At 72.2% G+C, this 20,003-nt stretch carries 19 protein-coding genes; 11 read left to right on the top strand and 8 right to left on the bottom strand.

Annotated elements, in window-relative coordinates:
• Positions 1–86 precede the first annotated feature (86 nt).
• Positions 87–1,184: a DNA polymerase III subunit beta gene (gene dnaN / locus ACFOWE_RS02250; protein WP_377285052.1), complete on the bottom strand. Its 1,098-nt coding sequence runs from the start codon at positions 1,182–1,184 to the stop codon at positions 87–89.
• A gap of 152 nt (positions 1,185–1,336) precedes the next feature.
• On the opposite strand from dnaN, the gene ACFOWE_RS02245 reads away from it, so the two are divergent.
• Genes ACFOWE_RS02245 through ACFOWE_RS02235 form a run of 3 tightly spaced genes read left to right on the top strand, consistent with a single transcriptional unit; the run spans position 1,337 to position 2,955 of the window.
• Positions 1,337–1,750, top strand: a complete 414-nt coding sequence (locus tag ACFOWE_RS02245) for a hypothetical protein (RefSeq protein ID WP_377285051.1) — start codon at positions 1,337–1,339, stop codon at positions 1,748–1,750.
• A complete protein-coding gene (locus ACFOWE_RS02240) occupies positions 1,747–2,406 on the top strand; it encodes a HAMP domain-containing protein (RefSeq protein WP_377285050.1) in 660 nt (219 codons plus the stop codon). The genes ACFOWE_RS02245 and ACFOWE_RS02240 overlap by 4 nt, the downstream gene beginning before the upstream one ends.
• 54 nt (positions 2,407–2,460) lie before the next feature.
• Complete coding sequence (locus ACFOWE_RS02235) at positions 2,461–2,955, top strand: methyl-accepting chemotaxis protein (protein WP_377285049.1); 495 nt, start codon at positions 2,461–2,463, stop codon at positions 2,953–2,955.
• A 176-nt stretch (positions 2,956–3,131) separates the two neighbouring features.
• On the opposite strand, the gene ACFOWE_RS02230 is transcribed toward ACFOWE_RS02235, so the two are convergent.
• Positions 3,132–3,791 (bottom strand): response regulator transcription factor, encoded by a 660-nt coding sequence (locus ACFOWE_RS02230; protein ID WP_377285048.1) that lies wholly within the window; start codon positions 3,789–3,791, stop codon positions 3,132–3,134.
• Positions 3,792–3,846: 55 nt separating this feature from the next.
• Positions 3,847–5,394 carry a sensor histidine kinase gene (locus ACFOWE_RS02225; protein WP_377285047.1) on the bottom strand — a complete coding sequence of 516 codons (1,548 nt, stop codon included), beginning with the start codon at positions 5,392–5,394 and terminating at the stop codon, positions 3,847–3,849.
• A gap of 133 nt (positions 5,395–5,527) precedes the next feature.
• On the opposite strand from ACFOWE_RS02225, the gene ACFOWE_RS02220 reads away from it, so the two are divergent.
• Entirely contained in the window at positions 5,528–6,439 is a 912-nt protein-coding gene (locus tag ACFOWE_RS02220; protein ID WP_377285046.1) for an ABC transporter ATP-binding protein, read from the top strand.
• Positions 6,436–7,170 carry an ABC transporter permease gene (locus ACFOWE_RS02215; RefSeq protein ID WP_377285045.1) on the top strand — a complete coding sequence of 245 codons (735 nt, stop codon included), beginning with the start codon at positions 6,436–6,438 and terminating at the stop codon, positions 7,168–7,170. The genes ACFOWE_RS02220 and ACFOWE_RS02215 overlap by 4 nt, the downstream gene beginning before the upstream one ends.
• Before the next feature lie 167 nt (positions 7,171–7,337).
• Here ACFOWE_RS02215 and ACFOWE_RS02210 read toward each other — a convergent pair whose 3' ends face one another.
• Entirely contained in the window at positions 7,338–8,573 is a 1,236-nt protein-coding gene (locus tag ACFOWE_RS02210; protein WP_377285044.1) for a DUF5685 family protein, read from the bottom strand.
• Positions 8,574–8,707: 134 nt separating this feature from the next.
• Between ACFOWE_RS02210 and ACFOWE_RS02205 the strand changes: the two genes are divergently transcribed.
• The 4 genes from ACFOWE_RS02205 to ACFOWE_RS02190 all read left to right on the top strand — a co-directional run bounded on the left by ACFOWE_RS02205 (position 8,708) and on the right by ACFOWE_RS02190 (position 11,112).
• Entirely contained in the window at positions 8,708–9,457 is a 750-nt protein-coding gene (locus ACFOWE_RS02205; RefSeq protein WP_377285043.1) for a phosphodiesterase, read from the top strand.
• Positions 9,458–9,692: 235 nt separating this feature from the next.
• Complete coding sequence (locus tag ACFOWE_RS02200; protein WP_377285042.1) at positions 9,693–10,307, top strand: DUF1707 SHOCT-like domain-containing protein; 615 nt, start codon at positions 9,693–9,695, stop codon at positions 10,305–10,307.
• Between the two features lie 86 nt (positions 10,308–10,393).
• Positions 10,394–10,723, top strand: coding sequence for a hypothetical protein (locus ACFOWE_RS02195; RefSeq protein ID WP_377285178.1), 330 nt, complete (start codon positions 10,394–10,396; stop codon positions 10,721–10,723).
• Entirely contained in the window at positions 10,645–11,112 is a 468-nt protein-coding gene (locus tag ACFOWE_RS02190; RefSeq protein WP_377285175.1) for an HAD family hydrolase, read from the top strand. The genes ACFOWE_RS02195 and ACFOWE_RS02190 overlap by 79 nt, the downstream gene beginning before the upstream one ends.
• 100 nt (positions 11,113–11,212) lie before the next feature.
• Here the strand turns inward: ACFOWE_RS02190 and ACFOWE_RS02185 are convergent, their stop codons facing one another.
• On the bottom strand, positions 11,213–13,756 hold the full coding sequence (locus ACFOWE_RS02185; RefSeq protein ID WP_377285174.1) for a replicative DNA helicase: 2,544 nt from the start codon (positions 13,754–13,756) through the stop codon (positions 11,213–11,215).
• 497 nt (positions 13,757–14,253) lie between these two features.
• Between ACFOWE_RS02185 and ACFOWE_RS02180 the strand changes: the two genes are divergently transcribed.
• Positions 14,254–15,555 (top strand): MATE family efflux transporter, encoded by a 1,302-nt coding sequence (locus tag ACFOWE_RS02180; protein ID WP_377285041.1) that lies wholly within the window; start codon positions 14,254–14,256, stop codon positions 15,553–15,555.
• Between the two features lie 186 nt (positions 15,556–15,741).
• Complete coding sequence (locus tag ACFOWE_RS02175; protein WP_377285040.1) at positions 15,742–17,277, top strand: amino acid permease; 1,536 nt, start codon at positions 15,742–15,744, stop codon at positions 17,275–17,277.
• Positions 17,278–17,356: 79 nt separating this feature from the next.
• On the opposite strand, the gene ACFOWE_RS02170 is transcribed toward ACFOWE_RS02175, so the two are convergent.
• The 3 genes from ACFOWE_RS02170 to ACFOWE_RS02160 all read right to left on the bottom strand — a co-directional run bounded on the left by ACFOWE_RS02170 (position 17,357) and on the right by ACFOWE_RS02160 (position 19,888).
• Positions 17,357–18,100, bottom strand: coding sequence for an amino acid ABC transporter ATP-binding protein (locus ACFOWE_RS02170; protein ID WP_377285039.1), 744 nt, complete (start codon positions 18,098–18,100; stop codon positions 17,357–17,359).
• On the bottom strand, positions 18,097–18,942 hold the full coding sequence (locus ACFOWE_RS02165) for an amino acid ABC transporter permease (RefSeq protein ID WP_377285038.1): 846 nt from the start codon (positions 18,940–18,942) through the stop codon (positions 18,097–18,099). The genes ACFOWE_RS02170 and ACFOWE_RS02165 overlap by 4 nt, the downstream gene beginning before the upstream one ends.
• A 67-nt stretch (positions 18,943–19,009) precedes the next feature.
• Positions 19,010–19,888 carry an ABC transporter substrate-binding protein gene (locus ACFOWE_RS02160; RefSeq protein ID WP_377285037.1) on the bottom strand — a complete coding sequence of 293 codons (879 nt, stop codon included), beginning with the start codon at positions 19,886–19,888 and terminating at the stop codon, positions 19,010–19,012.
• Positions 19,889–20,003 lie beyond the last annotated feature (115 nt).

Below are 20,003 nucleotides of genomic sequence, written 5' to 3'. Positions count from 1 at the left end.
CCCGTCCCGGCCGGGACGGGCCCTCGGCGTCCTCCGGGACCGGACGTGCGCACCCGGCACGCCTCCCGGACCTCGCGCGGGAGACCTCAGGCCTGGCGCAGGGACATGACGAGATAGCGGAACTCGGGCTCGGCGTCACCGGGGACCTCGGCGATGAGCGCCGGGCGGGTCGGGGATTCCAGGTTGAGGCGGACGAACTCCGTCTCGATCCCCGCCAGGCCGTCCAGCAGGAACTGCGACTGGAAGGCGATCTGGATGTCGTCCCCGGACAGCTCCGCGTCGAGGACCTCCGTACCCCTGCCGACCTCGCCCCCGCCCGCCTGCACGGTCACCCGGCCCGGGGTGAACGACAGGCGGATCGCGGTGTTGCTCTCGGCGACCAGCCGGATCCGCTTGATCGCCTCGAGGAACGGCGCGGTCCGCAGATCGGCCCGGATGGACCAGTCGCCGGCCAGCCGGGAACGGTAGTCGATGAACTGCTCGTCGAGCAGCCGGACCGTGATGCTCCGGCCGACGCTCTCGAACCCGGCGATGCCGTCGCCCAGCCCCACCGTCACCTCGCCGCCCCGCAGCGACCTGGCCGCCTCGACGAGCACCCTGGCCGGGATCACGGCCGCGGCCTCGATGCCGGACCGCTCCGGCCTCCAGTCGAACTCCCGGGCCGCGATCCGGTAGCGGTCGGTGGCCGCCATTGTCACGCTCTCGCCGGAGATGTCGACCCGGACACCGGTGAGCATGGGCAGGGCCTCGTCACGGCTGGCCGCCGGGGCGACCTGGCCGACCGCGCTCGCGAAGACGCCACCGCCGACCGCACCGGCCTTCGGCGGCATGGCGGGCAGCGAGGGGAAGTCCTCCACCGGCATGGTGCGCAGGTCGAACGTCGCGCTCCCGCAGGTCAGCACCGCCTCCGCGCCGTCGGCGACGACCTCGACCGCCTCTCCGGGCAGGCTCCGCGCGATCTCCGCCAGGACCCGCCCGGGGAGCAGCACCCGGCCGGGCTCGGACACGTCCGCGTCCACCCGGACCCGGGCGGAGACGTCGTAGTCGAAGGCCGAGAGCACGAGGTCCTCCCCGGCCTCCAGGAGCAGGCAGGACAGGACCGGGATCGCGGGGCGGCTCGGCAGCATGCGGGCGGCCCAGGCCACAGCGTCGGCCAGGACCTCATGATCAACCCGGAACTTCACCAAAAGCCCCTTTCTGCGGACGGATGCCGTACTCCGTCAGACGTTATCCGCTGCCACCGACACTCGGCCCCGGCCGAGGCCGCCGGGTGGAGGTGACCAGGACGACCCGCGCGATCCCTCAGGTATCCCTCCGGCGGACCGATTCCACAACCATGAAGGGTGTATCCGAATCGGTCCGCGGCGCCTTCGCGCGGATGACCATCAGCAGGGCACTGCGCTTCGGCCTCTCCGTGGTGATCGGCTTGCTGCTGCTGCCCGCCGCCACCTCGGCGTGGTACCTGTGGCAGGCGTCCTCCCAGGTCGGCGACCTCGCCGACACCCACATGCCCACCGCGAGGATCACCGGTGAGATCGACGGTCTGATGAACAAGTACCGCAAGGAGCAGTGGGAGTACCTCGCGCTTCCCGAGGGCGACGAGGAGGTGCCCGCCACCGTCGAGGCCATGGCCGAGGAGGACGCCGAGATGAGGGCGCTGTTCGCCGGGTTCCGCGAGCTCTCGCCGAACGAGGAGAGCTCTCCACCCTGGCCGCGTACGAGAGCGCCTGGACGGACTACGTCCGGGTGACCGCGCCTCTGGTCGATCTGGCCGACGCCGGCGACACGGCCGCCGCCCGCGCGACGTTCGACACCGGCGCCGGCGACGAGCTGTGGGACGCCCTCAAGGAGAACCTGAAGGCCCTGCGCGAACTGGACGCCGCACACGCCATGGCGAGCCGCGACGAGGTCCGCCGCGACGTCGTCATCGGCTTCGCCTCGCTGGGCGTGCTGCTGGCGGCCGCGATCGGCGTCGCCCTGGTCGTCCGCCGCGTCCTGGACCGGCGCATCTCCACCGGGCTGCGCGCCCTGTCCGCGGCGGCCGACAGCATCGCCGGGGGCGATCTCGACCAGCGCGTCGCGGTGACCGCCGACGACGAGATCGCCGAGGTGGCGGCCTCCTTCGACCGCATGGTGGAGTATCTCAACTCGATGGCCCTGGTCTCCCAGCGGCTGGCCGGCGGCGACCTGGCCGTCAGGGCCGCGCCCAAGTCCGCCGAGGACCGCCTCGGGCAGGCGTTCACCTCCATGGTGCACAACCTCAACGACTCCATCGGGCAGGTGCACCACTCGGCGGGCGCGCTCGACACCGCCTCCCGGGAGCTGGCCGGCGTCGCGGACGGCGTGGGCGCCGCCGTCGAGGAGGTGGTCGGCAACGCCGAACGCCAGGTCGACCTGGTCGACTAGGCCCAGCGGGCCGCCCAGCAGACCTCCGGCCTGGTCGACGAGGGCATCGGCACCGTGCGGCACCTGGCACAGGTGATGCGGGACCTCGACGAGAAGTCCACCCGGATCGACGACATCGTCGGCACCATCTCCCGGATCGCCGGGCAGACCAACCTGCTGGCCCTCAACGCCTCCATCGAGGCCGCCCGCGCCGGCGTGCACGGTTCCGGCTTCGCCGTGGTCGCGGGGGAGGTCCGTACGCTCGCCGAGGAGAGCAGCCGGGCGGCCCGGTCCATCGCGGACGTGGTGGCCGAGATCCAGCAGAGCAGCGACGAGGCGGTCGCGGTCGTCGACGAGCAGGCCCGCGGCGCGTTCGAGCGGATCGCCGCCGGCACCGCGACGCTGCAGCAGGCGCTCGACGAGGTCGGCTCCTTCGCCGGGGCCAACCAGGCCTCGACCGAGCGCATGGCGCACGCCACCGAGGCCGTCAGCGCCTCGGTCCGTGAGCTGGCCGCCACGGCCGACCGGCTGCGCGAGGTCACCGGCCGGTTCAGGACCGAGCGGGACTGAGCAAACCCCGGAGTGCGCTCCGCCGGCCGGGGCTCCGTGCTCCGGCCGGTGGACCACGCACCGGCCGACGGACCGTGCTCCGGCCGGTGGACCACGCACCGCGGGAGCGGGCCGCGGTCTCGGAAACGGGCCGGGCCCTCAGAGGCAGGCCGCGGGAGCGGAAGCGGGCCGGGCCCTCAGGAGCGGGCGGCGTTGAGATAGGCCAGGACGGCCAGGACGCGGCGGTTGTCGTCGTCGGACGGGGCCAGGCCGAGCTTGGTGAAGATGCCCGCGGTGTGCTTGCCGACCGCGCTCTCGCTGAGGAACAGCCGCTGGGAGATCGCCGCGTTGGAGCGGCCCTCGGCCATCAGCTCCAGTACCTCGCGCTCGCGCGGCGTCAGCGCGGCCAGCGGCTCGTGCCGGGCGGTGCTGGCCATCAGCTTGGCGATCACCTCGGGGTCCATCGCCGTCCCGCCCGCCGCGACCCGGCGCACCGCGTCGACGAACTGCTCGGCGTTGAAGACCCGGTCCTTCAGCAGGTAGCCGATCCCGCCGGTGCCGTCGGCGAGCAGCTCCCGCGCGTAGAGCTGCTCGACGTGCTGGGAGAGCACCAGGACGGGCAGGCCGGGAACCGCCCGGCGCGCGGCCAGCGCCGCCTGCAGGCCCTCGTCGGTGAAGGTGGGCGGGAGCCGTACGTCGACCACCGCCACGTCGGGCCGCTCGCCGGTCAGCGCGGCGAGCAGCTCGGGGCCGGACTCGACGGCGGCGACGACCTCGAAGCCGTGCGCCTGGAGCAGGTGGACCAGGCCCTCCCGGAGCAGGTAGAGGTCCTCGGCGATCACGACGCGCGGGCTCATCGGTCCTGCTCCGGCCGGTGCGGGACCCGTGGACGGTGTGGGGCTGCGTAGGGGTTCATCGGTCCGAACATAGGAGGCGCGGGGCGCCCTCGGCCATCCACCGCCGGCGGGAGTGCTGGATCAGGACCAGGGTGGGCGCGGCGTACATGAGGACGCCCAGGACGATGTTGAAGACGATCACCGGCCACTGCCACGGCTCGGGCAGGTAGAGCGCGAGGAACCAGCTCCGGTCGTCCGTTTCGGTCAGCTTCATCACCATGGCGACGACGCCCTGCGGGAAGAGCGGGAGCCAGGCGAGCCCCCAGCCGGTCACCATGATGAGCCACTTCCACCAGGGCATCTTCTCCTTGTCCGACGGAGCCCGGACGTCGCGCGTGTGCGGGAGCTCGAGCACCGCGGTGGTCGGCCCGCCCGGCGGGCTGCTGAGCGCGAGCACCCCGTCGAAGGCGGCCAGCCGCCGCTCGATGCCGCGCAGGCCGCTGCCCCGCGCCGGATCGGCGCCGCCGGAGCCGTCGTCGGTGACGGTGATCCGCAGCGCCCCGTCCCGGCTGCCGATGTCGATCCAGGACCGGTCCGCGCCTCCGTGGCGGGCCGCGTTGGCCAGCAGCTCGCTGACCGCGAAGTAGGCCGCCGACTCCACCGGCGGCTCGGGCCGCACCGGCAGGTCGACGGTGACCTCGGTCTTGAGCGGACTGTCCAGGGCGAGGGCGCGTACGGCGTCACCGAGGCCGCGCTCGGCCAGGACCGGCGGGTGGATGCCCCGGACCAGGTTCCGCAGCTCGGTGAGCGCGGTGGAGGAGCCCTCCCGCGCCTTGGCCAGCAGCGCCCTGGCCGTCGCCGGGTCGGAGTCCACCAGCGCCTCGGCGGCGCCGAGCGTCATCCCGATGGCGACCAGCCGGGCCTGCGCCCCGTCGTGCAGGTCGCGCTCGATCCGGCGCAGCTCGGCGGCCTGCGAGTCGGCCGTCTCCATGCGCTCCTGGTCGAGCTTGTGGATCCGGCTCGCCAGCAGGGACTTGGCCGTGGGGCCGAGGAACAGCTCGTTCCACCAGCCGTACAGGCGCAGCAGCCACGGGAGCGCGGCCGGCCCGGCGACGGCGAGGAGCAGGCCGAGGGGGAGCGTCAGGAGCTTCGGCGGCGTCCACAGCCACGGCAGGGACAGGCCGAAGCCCGCGACGGCGAGCGGCAGGAGCAGGAGCAGACCGGCGGCCAGCGGGTTGGCCAGCAGCCAGGCGGCGTCCCGCCAGGTTGCCGGGTCGCCGAACATCCACTGCCAGCGGTTGTGCCAGTCCGGCCAGCGCGGCGTCCGGTAGAGCTGGCGGTCGTGCCGGTACCAGCCGTCGGGCTGCGGCCGGACCGGCGGCGGGGGCGGCAGGTAGGGCGGTGCGATCTCCCTGCCGAGCCACCGGCCGCTCAGCCTCCGCGCCAATCCCGTACGGCGCCGCATCGCCCTGACCGCCGAGGGGAAGAGGAAGATCAGCCCCAGCGCGAACGTGAACGCGACCGTCAGCAGGAACCCCACCGCCAGGAACAGGTCCACCACGGCCAGCAGACCCAGGAACGCCGCCCGGAACGGGGCCGTCGCGTACCGCCGCATGACCTTCATGCCCTGAAGTCTCCGTCATCGGAGCCGGTTCCGCCCAGTGGGGCCGGGCACCGGCGAAGAGTGGAGGTAGCCCCACCCCACCGGGTGCCCAGGCCGATTCTCCCGGCGCGGCGCCGTCCGTAGCGTCGCTGCCATGAAGGTCATCGAGGTCAGCGACCTCCGCAAGCAGTACAACGGCCGGCCAGTGGTGGACGGCGTCTCGTTCACCGTCGAGGAGGGCGAGATCTTCGGCGTCCTCGGGCCCAACGGCGCCGGCAAGACGACCACCGTCGAGTGCGTCGCCGGCCTGCGCACCCCCGACTCCGGCACCGTGAAGGTGCTCGGCGGGTTGAGCGGCGACCGGCTCAAGGAGGAGCTCGGCGTGCAGCTGCAGCGCTCCGCGCTCCCCGAACGCCTCAAGGTGTGGGAGGCCTTGGACCTGTACGCCTCCTTCTACCCCCGTCCCGCGGATTGGGAGACGCTGCTGGAGCGCGTCGGGCTCACCGACAAGCGGGACACCCGCTACGGCAAGCTCTCCGGCGGCCAGCAGCAGCGCCTGTCCATCGCGCTCGCGCTGATCGGCAACCCCCGGGTGGCGATCCTCGACGAACTGACCACCGGACTGGACCCGCAGGCCCGCCGCGACACCTGGGACCTCATCGAGCGGGTCCGCGCGGACGGCGTGACGATCGTGCTGGTCACCCACTTCATGGAGGAGGCCGAGCGGCTCTGCGACCGGATCGCGCTGATCGACTCCGGCAGGGTCGTCGCCCTCGACAGCCCGGACGGGCTCATCGCCCGGCTCGACCGGCGGCAGGCCGTCCGGTTCCGGCCCTCGCAGCCGTTCGACCACGCCGTCCTGACGGCGCTGCCCGAGGTGGCCGAAGTCCGCCGGGAGGGCGACCGGATGGAGGTCACCGGCACCGGCGACCTGCTCCTGGCCGTCGCGGGCGCGCTGTCCGCCGCAGGGGTCGTCCCCGCCGACCTCCGCGTCGAGCAGGCCAGCCTGGACGACGCCTTCCTCGCCCTCACCGGAAAGAAGATCCACGCGGGAGACGACCGATGAACAAGATGCTCGTGACCGAGACCAAGCTGTTCCTCCGTGAGCCGGGAGCGTTGATCTTCGCGATCCTGCTCCCGCTGGGGCTCCTGCTCGGCCTGGGCAGCACCTCGGGCATGCAGGAGATCTCCGCCGACCTCGGGGGCCGGCGCATCATCGACAACCACTTCCCGGCGATGATGACGATCCTGTCCGTGGTGACGATGGCGCTGACCGTCCTGCCCAGCACCCTGGCGACCTACCGGGAGAGCGGCGTCCTGCGCCGTATGGCGACCACGCCGGTCAGCCCGGTGCGGCTGCTCACCGCCCAGATGGTGATCAACCTCGCGGTGGCGGTGGTCTCCACCGCCCTGCTGATCGGACTGGGCCACCTCCTCCTCGACATCCCACTACCGGGGAGCCCGCTGCCCTTCGCGGGGGTGTTCCTGCTCGGCACGGCCTCGATGTTCGGCCTGGGGCTGCTGATCTCCGCCCTGGCGCCCACCGGCAAGTCCGCACCCGGCATCGGCTCGCTGCTGATGTTCCCGCTGCTGTTCATGTCGGGTATGTGGGTCCCCCGGGAGATGATGCCCGACCTGCTCCGGCGGATCGGCGACTTCCTGCCGATGGCCCCGTTCGGCCAGGCGCTCCGGGACACCTGGGCCGGCGACGCCCCGCAGACGCTGCACCTGGCCGTGATGGCCGCGACCCTGCTCGTCCTCGGCGGCCTGGCCGCCCGGCTCTTCCGCTGGCAGTGATCCCGCCCGCCTCCCCGCCGTGGCGAGGGCCGCCTTCCCGCCGGTCCCCGCCGCGGCCCGGTCCCGTGCCCGTCCTCCGCACGGCCCGCAGCCGTACGGCCCGCGACCGCGCGGAGACCGGCTGCCGTACGGCCCGCGACCGTACGGAGACCGGCTGCCGGATCGTGTCAGTCGCAGCCGCAGCTGCACCCGTCCCCGCAGCAGCCGCCCTCACCGCAGCAGTTGCAGCAGCACTGGCAACCGTCGCAGCAGCCGGAGCAGCCGTCGCAGCACTGCCCGCAGGCGTCGCAACCCAGGCGCTCGTGCCAGGGACTGTCGCGCTCCTCGTCCCACGGTGGCCGGTAGAGCCCGCAGCTGCAGGCCATGGAGCTGAGCGCGAAGCAGAGCCGGGGTCCGCAGTCCGGCTTCGGCGGGCGCTTCGGAGCCCAGGGAGGAGTCCCCGGCGGCCCTGACGGCCCCGGCGGCCCCGACGGCAGAACCCCCGCGGGGACGTCCCTGACCGCGCTCCGCTCCGGCGCCTGGAGCGAGCACGCCCCCGCGCCCCCCGGCGCGTGCGGGGCGAAGACCCGGTCCACCGAGCGGCGGACCTCCTTCACCAGCAGCACCCGCACCAGGCTCCGCTCCGCGAGGTCCAGGTCGTCCACCGCCAGTCGCAGGCCGAGCAGCGCGTCGTCGCAGAGGCGACGGGCCTCGGCCAGGTCGGTGCCGGTGGCGAGCAGCGGGTTGTAGGCGCCCGAGGCGCGGTCCTCCTCCAGGTCCTCCACCGCGTCCACCAGGTGGGCGAGGCGGCCGAAGCAGCGCCCCGCCTCGGCCAGGAGGCCGGCGTTGTGCGGCTTGCCGGAGAGCGTCGCGGTGTGCGCGAACGCCGCGGCGACCGCGTCCTCGGTGGGCGCCGTCAGCTCGAGCAGGGTCAGGCCCGTCTCCGCCTCCAGCAGGGTCTGGCGGGCCACCGCGTCCACGAGCACCCCGGCGTCGAACCCGACGGCGCCCGCCGTCCGGGCGCCGGACGCCTCCCAGCGGGCGGCCATCCTGCCCGCCGCGGCGGCGACCGGGCGGCGGGCGTACATCCCGTCCCGGTCGGCGATGTGGTCCTTGAGCTTGCCCGAGGCCAGGATCAGCGAGGTCGCCGCAGCCAGCCGTACCCCCTCTGCCCGCGCGCCGACGACCTCGGCGCCGGAGAACCCGCGCAGCGCGCAGGGCGCGGCCCTGCGGCGCGGGGAGAGCTCCGGAGCCTGCGCCTCGGCCAGGACCGAGACCAGCAGCCCGTCGTAACTGGTCACCAGGCGCGCCGCGTGCCCGTGCTCGTCCCGCAGCGCCAGGCAGAGCCCGCACAGATGCGCCATCCACGACGCGAACAGCCCTCGGCACATCCCGTGCCGGCACGGCCGAACAATCCCGAACATCCTCACCCCGCACATGTCGCAACTTGGGCAAACCCTGCCACAAGCGACTTAAGGATGACTTGAACGGCCCGGTGCCCCGCACCACGGTCGGCCGGACCTCCGCGGCGGCCGGGCGGAGATGCGAGGCTGGAGCAATGCTGACCCTGGCCCACCTGAGCGACACCCACCTCGACGGCACCCCGCGCAGCGCCGAGCGGACCCGGGCCGTCATGCGGCACCTGGAGAGCCTCCCCGGACCGCTGGACGCCGTCCTGGTGACCGGCGACATCGCCGACCACGGCGCGGTGGAGGAGTACGAGACCGCCCGCGACCTGCTGGCCTCCCGCTTCCCCACGGTCGTCTGCCCGGGTAACCACGACGCCCGCGCGCCCTTCCGCAAGGTCCTCCTCGGCGAGGACGGCGCCGGAGCCGGGGACGGCCCGGTCAACCAGGTGCTCCGGCTCGACGGCCTCACCGTCGCCCTGTGCGACTCCAGCGTGCCGGGACGGCCCGAGGGCTTCCTGGAGGACGAGACGCTCGCCTGGCTGGACGCCGTGCTCGCCGAGGACCCCGGCACCCCCGCCCTCGTCGGCATGCACCACCCCGCCGCGGCCCTGGGCATCCCGTACGTGGACGAGATCGGGCTGCGCGCCCCGGAGCGGCTGGCGGAGGTGCTCCGGCGCCATCCCCGGGTGGTGGCCGTGCTCGCCGGGCACGCGCACACCCCGGCGAGCACCGTCTTCGCGGGCCTCCCGCTGCTCGTCGCCCCCGGCGTGATCAGCACCGCCCTGACCTCCGCCGAGACCGCCGAACAGGTCCCGCTCGACCGCGGCCTGCCGCCCCAGATCGCCCTGCACGTCCTCGACGGCCGCCGCCTCACCACCCACGTCCGCCCGGTCATGTAGGCCCCCGTACAGGCCCGCACAGGTCGACGCGGTCGGCGCTCCCGTACGGCCTGGGCGGGTTTCCCGGCCCCGTCCCGGAGTCCGGATCCCCCGTGTGGGCCGGAAGGCTCGGGGCCGGGTCCCATGCGGACCCGAGGTTCGGATCCGGATCCCCATCCGGCCCGAGGTTCCGGGTCCGCAGGACGGCATCCGCGGGCGAATCCGTGATTTCATGATTCATGACCCAAGGGGCGCCATGACCGATCATCGGAAGTTCCGGGCGAGCGATCAGGATCGTGACAGGGTGGCGGAGACGCTCCGCGCCGCCGCCGGCGACGGTCGCATCAGCCTGGAGGAACTGACCGAGCGGATCGACCGCGCCTACACCGCCCGCACTCTGGGCGAACTGGACGAGGTCGTGTCCGACCTGCCGCGGTACGGCGCGCCGTCCCCGGCCGCAGCCCCGCCTCCCGCACCGGCCGGCCTTCCGTTTCCCGTGCCTGCCGAGGGCGACATCCTGCGGCTCCACACGGGCAGCGGCAGGCTCGCGCAGACGGGCCGCTGGACGGTGCCCCGGCACATGAGCGCCAAGGCCGGCCGGTGGGGCAAGGTGCGGATCGACTTCACCCTGGCCGACTGCCCGCACCGGGAGGTGCTGCTCGACGTCGAGATCACCTCCTGGTTCGGTGACATCGTCGTCGTGGTGCCCCGCGGCTGGTGGGTCCGCGACGAGGAGGTCGTCCGGCGCCGGATGGGCGCCGTCCACAACCGCCCGCCGGTGCCGCTCGCGCCCGACGGCGTCACCGTGCGGCTCACCGGCCACGTGCAGACCGGCGACGTCTGGGTGCGCTACCGCGGGATCACGGCCTGAGGAGGGCCGGAGCCCGTCCCGGCCCATGGCGGATCCCGGACGCCGCACCGCTTCCCCGCCCGGAACAGGCCTCATAAGATCATGACGTGCTCCCCACCGCAGTGATCTTCGACTTCTTCGGCACGCTCACCCCGAGCACGCCCTCCCACGTGTGGGACGAGCACGCCGCCCGGAGCGCGGCGGTGCTGGGGATCCCGGCGCGTGACTGGTGCGCGGCCCTGGACGCCTCGTTCCCCGAACGGGCCGTCGGGAGCCTGGGAGACCTGTCGGCCACCTTCCGCGCACTCGTTCAGCGCTGCGGGGCCGAGGCCGACGACCCCGTGCCGACGACCCCGGGCTGGCCGCCGCCTGCGCGGTCCGGCTGGAAGCGCAGCGCGAGCTGTTCACCCTGCGCGAGGACGCCGCACCGGCCTTGACCGCGCTGCGCGCCACGGGGCTGCGGGTGGGCGTGCTCAGTGACTGCACGGTGGAGCTCGCCGAGTCCTGGCCGTCGCTGCCGCTGTCCGGCCTGGTCGACGCGGCCGTGCTCTCGTGTGAGGCCGGCCGGAGGAAACCGGACCCGGAGCTGTTCCGCCTGATCGCCCAGCGGCTGGGAGTCGCCCCGCAGGAGTGCCTGTACATCGGCGACGGCGGCGGCCGCGAGCTCACCGGCGCGTCCGCGTGTGGCATGCGGGCCTTCATGCTGCGCGCCGAGGACTGGTGGGACGACGACGCGCACAGCCGGGAGGACGACTGGCCGGGGCCGTACCTCTCCTCGCTCCGGGAAGTGCTCGACCTCGCGCTCGGCGTCCCGGCGGCGGAGTAGGACCCGGCGCCCGCGCTCGGCGTTTCGGCATCTCTGCCACGGAGCAGGAACCGGCGGCGGTGTCGATGCCGCCGCCGGAAAGGCGGCCCCTGCCGCCCGCCTAGTGGGTGGCCATGTCGACGAAGCGGCTGTAGTGGCCCTGGAAGGCCACGGTGATCGTGGCGGTCGGGCCGTTACGGTGCTTGGCCACGATCAGGTCCGCCTCGCCCGCCCGGGGCGACTCCCGCTCGTAGGCGTCCTCCCGGTGGAGCAGGATGACCATGTCCGCGTCCTGTTCGATGGAGTTGTGCACGTTGATCCCGTTAGCCACGAAATTGTGCGTGCCCAGGACAGTCGCGTCGTAGACGGGCTGCTCCCCCTCGCTCTCTATGGAGACGACCTCGTCCCAGAAAACGTCATTGGTGGCCAGCATCTCCAACTGCGCGTCATCCAAGATCGTGGCGACTCTGCCCAGCCGCTCACGACTGGGAGCGCTCTTCCAGAGCGCGCTTCCGCAGAACTGGGTACCGAGCTGCGCCGAGAAGGTCCTGTGTGTCATCCCCTTCTCCGCCAGCGCTTCCCGGACCTTCTCCCAGACCTCACGGGGCACGGTGTCGAGGTTCGTGTTGCCCTTGAGCCCGCGTAGTGCCGCGGTGCAACGCTCGGCCTGAACCGATCGCTCGCCGTGCACACCGATCTCGTCGAGGAAGCGGAGCTGGTTCTCCGCACCGTAGATGACCAGCTGGTAGCCGGGCCGGTGGTCTCCCTTACGGACCTCCTTCACCCGGGTCATCACGTTGAAGCGGAGCAACAACCGGGCCACGTCGTCGATCAGGCGTCTGCTCGTCGAGGCGTAGTAGATCCGGGCCTGACCGACTTTCTCGTCCCACCAGACGCAGCCGTCGGTCGCCCACAGGTGTCGGAGAAAGAGAGCGATCTGCGGCTTGGTCAGCGAGAAGACCGGCTCCGGCACGTATTTCTCGTGGCTCCTCCGGTCGAAGAGCCCCAGCGAGTCCATCCAGGCCGCGATCGGGTTCCGCTTGCCGTGGGTCAGCCGGTACGGCGCCGGCAGTCGCAGGGTCGTGACCCTCGCCGCTTCGTACTCATCCCGGATCGCCGTGACACCGAAGTGCCCGGCCGCCTCGGTCACCGCCGCGAGACACGCCTCGTCCTTGCTCGCGTAACGGATCGGCTGCCTCTTCAGGCAGGATCCGTCACCGATCATGTGTGCCAGCAGGACGATCTCGCTCTCCGGCCACTCTTGGAGCTGCTCCGGCGGGGGAACGTGCCGCGGCACCGCCAGCCGCGCCCCCTGATGGAGTTCGCCCAGTGGACGCCAGCCGTCGTAGGTCATGAAAGGGTGGTTCGCCGTCGCACTGATCTCCCGGCCGGACTTCAGGCGCAGGCGGAAGACCTCCTTCACCCCGCTCGGGAACACATGGGTCATGGTGCGGGGGATGAGCCTCAACCGCTCGTCGAGCGACCAGACGGGGATGTCCCGTTCACCACTCTCCAGAAGCTCACCCAGGGAGACCTCGGCCCCGTTGTCGGCACGGAGAATCCGAGTGTCGGCCGTAAGGCAGCCCGATTCGCGAAGGTCGCTGACCATGGGTCGTTTGTCCGTTCGTTGCTCCGGACCACGGTTCAGCTGCGAGATCGCGATGACCGGGACCTCCAGCTCCTTGGCGAGGAGCTTGATCGCACGGGAGATCTCGGAGACCTCGTTCTGGCGGCTCTCGGTCTTCTTCGGCGAGGACATCAGCTGGAGGTAGTCGATGACGACGAAGCGCAGGTCGTGACGTTGCTTCAGACGGCGGCACTTGGCCCGGATCTCCATCATCGACATGTTCGGTGAGTCGTCGATGAAGAGCGGGGCTTCGGCCACCTCGCCCATCCGCCGCGCCAGCCTCGCCCAGTCCTCGTCGGTCATCGAGCCCGAGCGCATGGAGTGCAGCGCCACCCGGGCCTCGGCGGAGAGCAGACGCATCGTGATCTCGTTTCTGGACATCTCCAGCGAGAACACGACAGTCGTCATGCCGTGCTTGATAGCGGCAGATCTGGCGAAATCCAGACCCAAAGTGGATTTGCCGATCGCGGGGCGCGCGGCCACGACGATCATCTGGCCGGGGTGGAGGCCGTTGGTGAGGGCGTCGAGGTCCTGGAAGCCGGTGGGGACGCCGACCATCTGGCCGTTCCGGCCGCCGATGGCCTCCAGCTCGTCGAGCGCCCCGGGCATGATGTCCGCCAGCGGCGCGTAGTCCTCGGAGGTGCGGCGCTCGGTGACCTTGTAGATCTCGGCTTGGGCGCGGTCGACGAGGTCGTCGACCTCCTCGTCCTGCCCGCCGTAGCCGTAGGAGACGATGCGGGTGCCCGCCTCGATGAGGCGGCGGAGGATGGCCTGCTCGCGGACGATCCGCGCGTAGTAGCCGGCGTTGGCCGCGGTGGGCACGACGGCGGTCAGCGTGTGGAGGTAGGCGCCGCCGCCGACCCGGGCGACCTCGCCGCGCTTCTGCAGCTCGTCGAAGACCGTGACGGCGTCGGCCGGGTCGCCCCTGCCGTAGAGGGTGGTGATGATGTCGTAGATGATCTGGTGGGCCGGTCGGTAGAAGTCGTCCGCCCGGATGATCTCGACGACGTCGGCGATGGCGTCCTTGGACAGGAGCATGCCGCCCAGCACGGATTGCTCCGCCTCGATGTTGTTCGGCGGCGTGCGTTCGAACCCCGGTTCGAAGACCGGTGGATCTGCGATGCTCACCGCGCACCCCCTCTGTTCATCGCGGCCGCGCTGCCTTCGTTTTTAGCCGACCGATCTGACAGTTTCGCCGCTCCGCGGACCTGGCGGCAACGCGGCCTGTAGACAGACCTGTGGATAACGTGTGCAGTTCTCCCCCGGACATGTGAAAACCCTGGGGACAGCCCTGTGGATAACTATCGCCGCCGGTGTGGAAAGGCCGCTCCACCCGGGATGCCGTCATCCACCGCCTGTGGAGGAAAGAAAGTCGGAGCCCCATGCCGGGGCGGTGTCCGCGCAGGGCCGCCGACCCTCACCTCCGGCTGGCGCCCGGCGGGCTTCCCGCAGGCGCCCGGCGGGCGTCCGATGAGCTTCCGGCGGGCTTCCGGCGGGCGCGGAGCTCAGCCGAAAGTAACAGGCACAATGAAGCCGTGCCTCTTACCGTTCACCCTGACGACCGGCGGATCCTCCGGCTGGCCGTCCCGGCCTTCGGCGCACTGGTCGCCGAGCCGCTCTTCCTCCTCACCGACACCGTGATCGTCGGCCGTCTGCCCTCGCCCGCGCTCGGCGCGCTGGGGGTGGCGAGCACCGTGCTGAGCTTCCTGGTCGGCCTGTGCGTGTTCCTGGCCTACGGCACCACCGCGTCGGTCGCGCGGCAGATGGGCGCGGGCGACCGGCGGCGGGCGCTCCGGCACGGGGTGGACGGCCTCTGGCTGGCGGCCGGGGTCGGCCTGGTGGTCATCGTGGTGGTGTGGCCGCTCGCGCCGTACCTCGTCCAGGCGCTCGGCGCGGAGGGGGAGCTCGCCCGGCAGGCGGTGACCTACCTGCGCATCAGCCTGCTCGGCGTCCCGTCGATGCTGCTGGTGCTCGCCGGGACCGGGGTGCTGCGCGGCATGCAGGACACCGCCACGCCGCTGCTGGTCTCCGTCGGGGCCTTCGCGCTCAACGCGGTGCTCAACGGCGTGTTCGTCCTCGTCCTGGGGTGGGGTGTGGCGGGGTCCGCCTGGGGCACCGTGCTGGCGCAGACACTCGCCGCCGCCGTCTACCTGGCCATCCTGTTCGGCCGCCACCACGCGCCGCTCCGGCCCGACCCCGCCGGGATCAGGGCCGCCGGATCGGCCGGGGTCGCGCTGGTCGTCCGCACGCTCTGCCTGCAGGCGGTGCTGCTCATCGCGACGGCCGTGGCGACCGGGATGGGTGAGGAGCAGCTGGAGGCCCATACGATCGCCTTCCGGATCTGGACCCTGCTGGCCTTCGCCCTGGACGCGATCGCGATCGCCGGGCAGGCCATCACCGGCCATACCCTGGGCACCGGGGACGCGGCGGGGACGCGGGCCGCGACCCGCAGGATGGTCTTCTGGGGCATCGGCTCCGGGCTGGTGCTGGGGCTGGCGGTGATCGCCGCCGGACCCGCCATGCCCGGCCTGTTCGACACGGGGCCCGCGGTGGCGGGCGAACTGCTCGCCCTGCTCTGGGTGGTGGCGCTCCTGCAGCCGGTCGCCGGGATCGTGTTCGTGCTGGACGGGGTCCTGATCGGGGCCGGGGACCAGTCCTACCTCGCCTGGGCGGGGGTGTGGACGACGCTGGCCTACCTGCCCGCCGTGGGCGCGGTCGTCGCCACCGGCGGCGGGTTGATCGCGCTCTGGGCGGCGCTCGGTCTGTGGATGGCGGCCCGGATGACGACGCTGGGCCTGCGCGCCCGCGACGACCGGTGGCTCGTGACGGGCACCTGAGCACCTCACCGGTGGCTCGCAGCGGACACCTGAGCACCTCACCGGTCCCGGCGGGACGGGTGATCGGCACGTGATCAGGCGGTGTCCACCACGTGACCGGTTCCCTCTTGTACGGCGTGATCCCCTGCGGCACTGTGAACAGACCCGGCAACGCAGGGTGTTGCTCCGACCAGGATTGGCCGCGCCGTGTCCGAGGACCGCTCTTCATCGATCACCCGCCGTCTTCCGCCGGGCACCGCGACGGAGCGCTGGACCGGCGCACGCCACGGCATGGCCACGACCTACCGCCGGGCGGACCTCGTCGTGCTGGGCGTCGGCGTCATGATCGGGGCGGGCATCTTCAGCCTCGCCGGCCGCCAGGCCGCCACCATGGCGGGCCCCGGCGTGATCCTCTCCTTCATGATCGCCGGTATCACGAGCATGCTCGTGGCCTTCTGCATCGCCGAGCTGTCGTCCGCCATGCCCGCCTCCGGCAGCGCCTACACCTTCACCTACGTCATCTTCGGCGAGGTCTGGGCCTGGATCGTCGGCTGGGCGCTGGTGATGGAGCTGCTCGTGGCCACCGCGGTGGTCGCCCGCGCCTGGTCGCTCTACGCCGCCCAGATGCTGGCCGACCTCAGGGTCCCCATCCCCGCCCCGCTCGCCGGGGTCGTCGGCCAGACCGAGGGTTTCGACCTGTTCACCCTGCTCATCCTCGTGCTGCTGGTGGCCGTGGTGGCCCTCGGCGCCCGGATCGGCCTGCGCGCCCTGTGGATCATCGTGGTCGCCAAGCTGCTGACCATCGGAGCGGTGATCGTGATCGGCGCCCTCCATTTCGACCAGGGCAACCTCACGGCCATCCCGGCGCCGCCCGCGCCGGTCCCGGCGGCCTCGGAGACGCTGCAGTCCTCGGTGCTCGGGCTGCTCTTCGGCCAGACGGACGCGTTCGGCTGGTTCGGCATCTTCGCCGCCTCCGCCACGATCGCCTTCGCCTACATCGGCTTCGACGTCGTGGCGACGGCCGCCGAGGAGGCGGAGGACGCCCCCCGCGCCGTCCCCCGGGGCATCATCCGCAGCCTGATGGTCACCACCGTCATCTACATCGCGGTCGCGGTGGTCATGGTCGGCATGACCTCCTATGACGAGATCGACCTGAACGCCCCGCTCGCCAGCGCCTTCCGCCGGGCGGGCGTGGACTTCATGGTCCACGTCATCAACATCGGCGCGGTGCTCGGCCTCACCACCGTCGTCCTGGTGCTGCTCGTCGGGCTGACCCGGGTGGTCTTCGCGATGGCCCGCGACGGGCTCTTCCCCCGCTCGCTCGCCAAGGTCAACCGCACCTACCACAGCCCGACCAGGGCCACCCTGGTCATCGGCCTCGCGGCGGTCCTGCTGGCCGAGTTCGTGCCGGTGCTCACCCTGGAGCCGCTGGTCGTCATCGGCGCGCTGTACACGTTCATCGCGTCGGCCGCCGGGGTGATCCGGATGCGCAGGACGATGCCGGGCCTGCCCCGGGGTTTCCGCACCCCGTTCTCCCCCTACGTGCCCGCCGCCTCGATCCTGGCCTGCCTCTGGCTCATGGTGAACCTCCAGGTCGTCACCTGGCTCTACTTCGCCGTCTGGATGGCCTTCGGCCTGCTGGTCTACCTGCTGTACGGCAGGCGCAACAGCCTGCTCGCCACCGGCGGGGGCAGGCCGGCCGTCGACCCCGCCTACGGCAACCGCGGCCGGCACCGGCGCTGACGGGCCCGCTGCCCGCCTGCGGGACCGCCGTGGGGGACGGGAACCGTCAGCGGCGGCACCGGCCGCCGCCGGGGGCGCGTCACATCCTGCGGGCGTCGATCACGGTCCGCAGGAACTCCCGGGTCCGGGGTTCCCCCGGGTCGGTGAAGATCTGCTCGGGAGTGCCGCGTTCCAGGAGCACGCCCTCGTCGAGGAAGCAGACGGTGTCCGCGATCTCCCGGCAGAAGCCCATCTCATGGGTGGTCAGGATCATCGTCATCCCGCCCTCCTTGAGCTCCCTGATGATCCCCAGCACCTCCGCGACCAGCGCCGGGTCCAGCGCCGAGGTGACCTCGTCCAGCAGCATCAGGCGGGGCTGGGTGGCCAGGGCCCGGATGATGGCGACGCGCTGCTGCTGGCCGCCGGAGAGCCGGTCGGGGTAGGCGCCGGCCTTGTCCGCCAGGCCGAACCGCGACAGCAGCTCGCGGGCCTGCTCCTCGGCCCGCGCCCGGCCCACCTTGTGCACCTTGCGCGGGGCCAGCGTGATGTTCTCCAGCACCGTCATGTGCGGGAACAGGTTGAAGGACTGGAAGACCATGCCCACGCGCTTGCGCACGTCGTCGGGGTCGGCCCCGACATCGGTGATCTCGACGCCGTCCAGGTGGATGGCGCCGTCGTCGACGGTCTCCAGCAGGTTCACGCAGCGCAGCAGCGTCGACTTGCCGGAGCCGGAGGCGCCGATGAGGCAGACCACCTCGTGCGGTTCGACCAGGAGGTCGATCCCGCGCAGCACGCTGTGGCCGTGGTAGTTCTTCCAGACGCCCTCGATGGTCAACAGGCTCATGCGCCGCGCCGCCTCTGCGAACGGGCCGCCAGGTGGTCGGTCAGGCGGGCCATGGGGATGGTGAGCGCGACGAACAGCAGCGCGGCCACCAGGTAGGGCGTGTAGTTGAAGGTGCTCGCGGCGTGGATCTGCGCCTGGCGGAGCGCCTCGATCACCCCGATCGTGGAGACCAGGGCGGTGTCCTTCTGCAGCGAGACGAAGTCGTTGAGCAGCGGGGGCACGACCCGGCGCCACGCCTGCGGCAGCACCACGTGGCGCATGGTCTGGCCGTGGCCGAGCCCCAGGGAGCGGGCCGCGGCCCGCTGGCTCGGGTGGACCGAGTCGATGCCCGCGCGGAACACCTCGGCGACGTACGCGGAGTAGGAGAGCACGAGGGCGATCACCCCCAGGGTGATCTCGTCCCTGGGCGTGCCCTGCAGGCCGAGCGCCGGAATGCCGAAGCCGACCAGCAGGATCACCAGGATGGTCGGCACCCCGCGGAACACGTCGGTGTAGACCACCGCCAGCGCCCGGATCGGGAAGAAGACCGGCGCCCGCAGGTTCCGGGCCAGCGCGACGAGCAGGCCGAGGACCAGGATGACCGGCTCGGCGATCAGGAAGATCTGGACGTTCGTCCAGAACCCTTCGAGGACCTCCGGCCACGCCCTGACGAGGGCCTCACCGCTGAAGAAGGTCTCCCGGACCCGGGGCCAGCCCGGCGAGCCGGTGACCACCGCCGCCAGCGCGCCGAGGAAGACGATCGTGGAGACCGTGGCGATCGTGCCCGACCGGACGGCCCGGCTCCGGCGGAGCCTCTCCCGCCGGATCTGCCGCTCGCTCTTGACCCAGGTGGTCTCGCTCATGCGTGCCGCCCGTCCCGCGACGGGACGCGGAGCCCTCCCGCGGCCCCCGCGTCCCGGTGGGGAAGGGTCACGGCAGTTCCCGGGCGCCCGCGGCCGAGCCGAGCCAGTTGTTCTCGATCTCGGCGAGCTTCCCGGACGCGGTGAGCTCGTCGATGGCCGCGTTGACGCAGGGGACCAGCGCGCTGCCCTTCTCGAAGACCAGGCCGAACTGCTCCGGGGTCGCGCCGGCGGCGTCGAACTGCCCGACGATCACGGAGTCCTCGACCTGCGCCGCGGTGACGTAGAACGCGGTCGGCAGGTCCACCACGATGGCGTCCACCTGCTTGTTCTTCAGCGCGTTCACCGCGTCGACCTGCACGTTGTAGACCTTGGGGTCGGAGGTGGGCCGGATGGCGTCCTGGACCGCCTGGAGGCTGGTGGTGCCGACCTGCACCCCGATCCGGGCCTCCTTCAGCGAGGCGAGGTCGCTCGCGGAGGCGAACGCCGAGCCCTTGATCGCGACGACCGCCTGCTTGACCGTGTAGTAGCCCTTGCTGAAGTCGACGGCCTTGGCCCGATCGGGGGTGATGGAGATCTGGTTGATGTCGAAGTCGAACTTCTTGGCGCCCGGGGCGAACGCGGCGTCGAACGGCACCGTCTCCCAGACGACCTCGTCCTTGGCGAAGCCGAGCCGGTCGGCGACGGCGTAGGCGACCGCGCTCTCGAAGCCCTGGCCGTTCGCCGGGTCGTCCTCGGCGAACCACGGCTCGTAGGCGGGCTTGTCGGTGCCGATGGTCAGCTTGCCGGAGGTCTTCAGCGCGAGACCGCCCTTGGCGCAGGCGTCCGCGGCCGGGGAGCCCGCCGGGGCGGAGGCGCCAGGCTGGGCCGCGGTGTCCGAGGCCGGTGCACAGGCCGCGGTGGCCAGCGCGAGGGCGCCGAGCGCGAGCAGCAGCGAGGGACGAACCATGACAGACCTCCGGGGGAGCGCGATGACCTCCGAATTCTACGTACAGCGGAGACCGGCAGATGAACGGCGTCCATGATGGACAGCGCAGATGCGGACATACGGAAACGCAGAAAAG

The sequence above is a fragment of the Planomonospora corallina genome (assembly GCF_042650625.1).
In the GTDB taxonomy this organism is placed as follows: domain Bacteria; phylum Actinomycetota; class Actinomycetes; order Streptosporangiales; family Streptosporangiaceae; genus Planomonospora_B; species Planomonospora_B corallina.
Note: the sequence above shows the minus strand (reverse complement) of the source record. Positions and strands in the feature narration are given on the sequence as shown.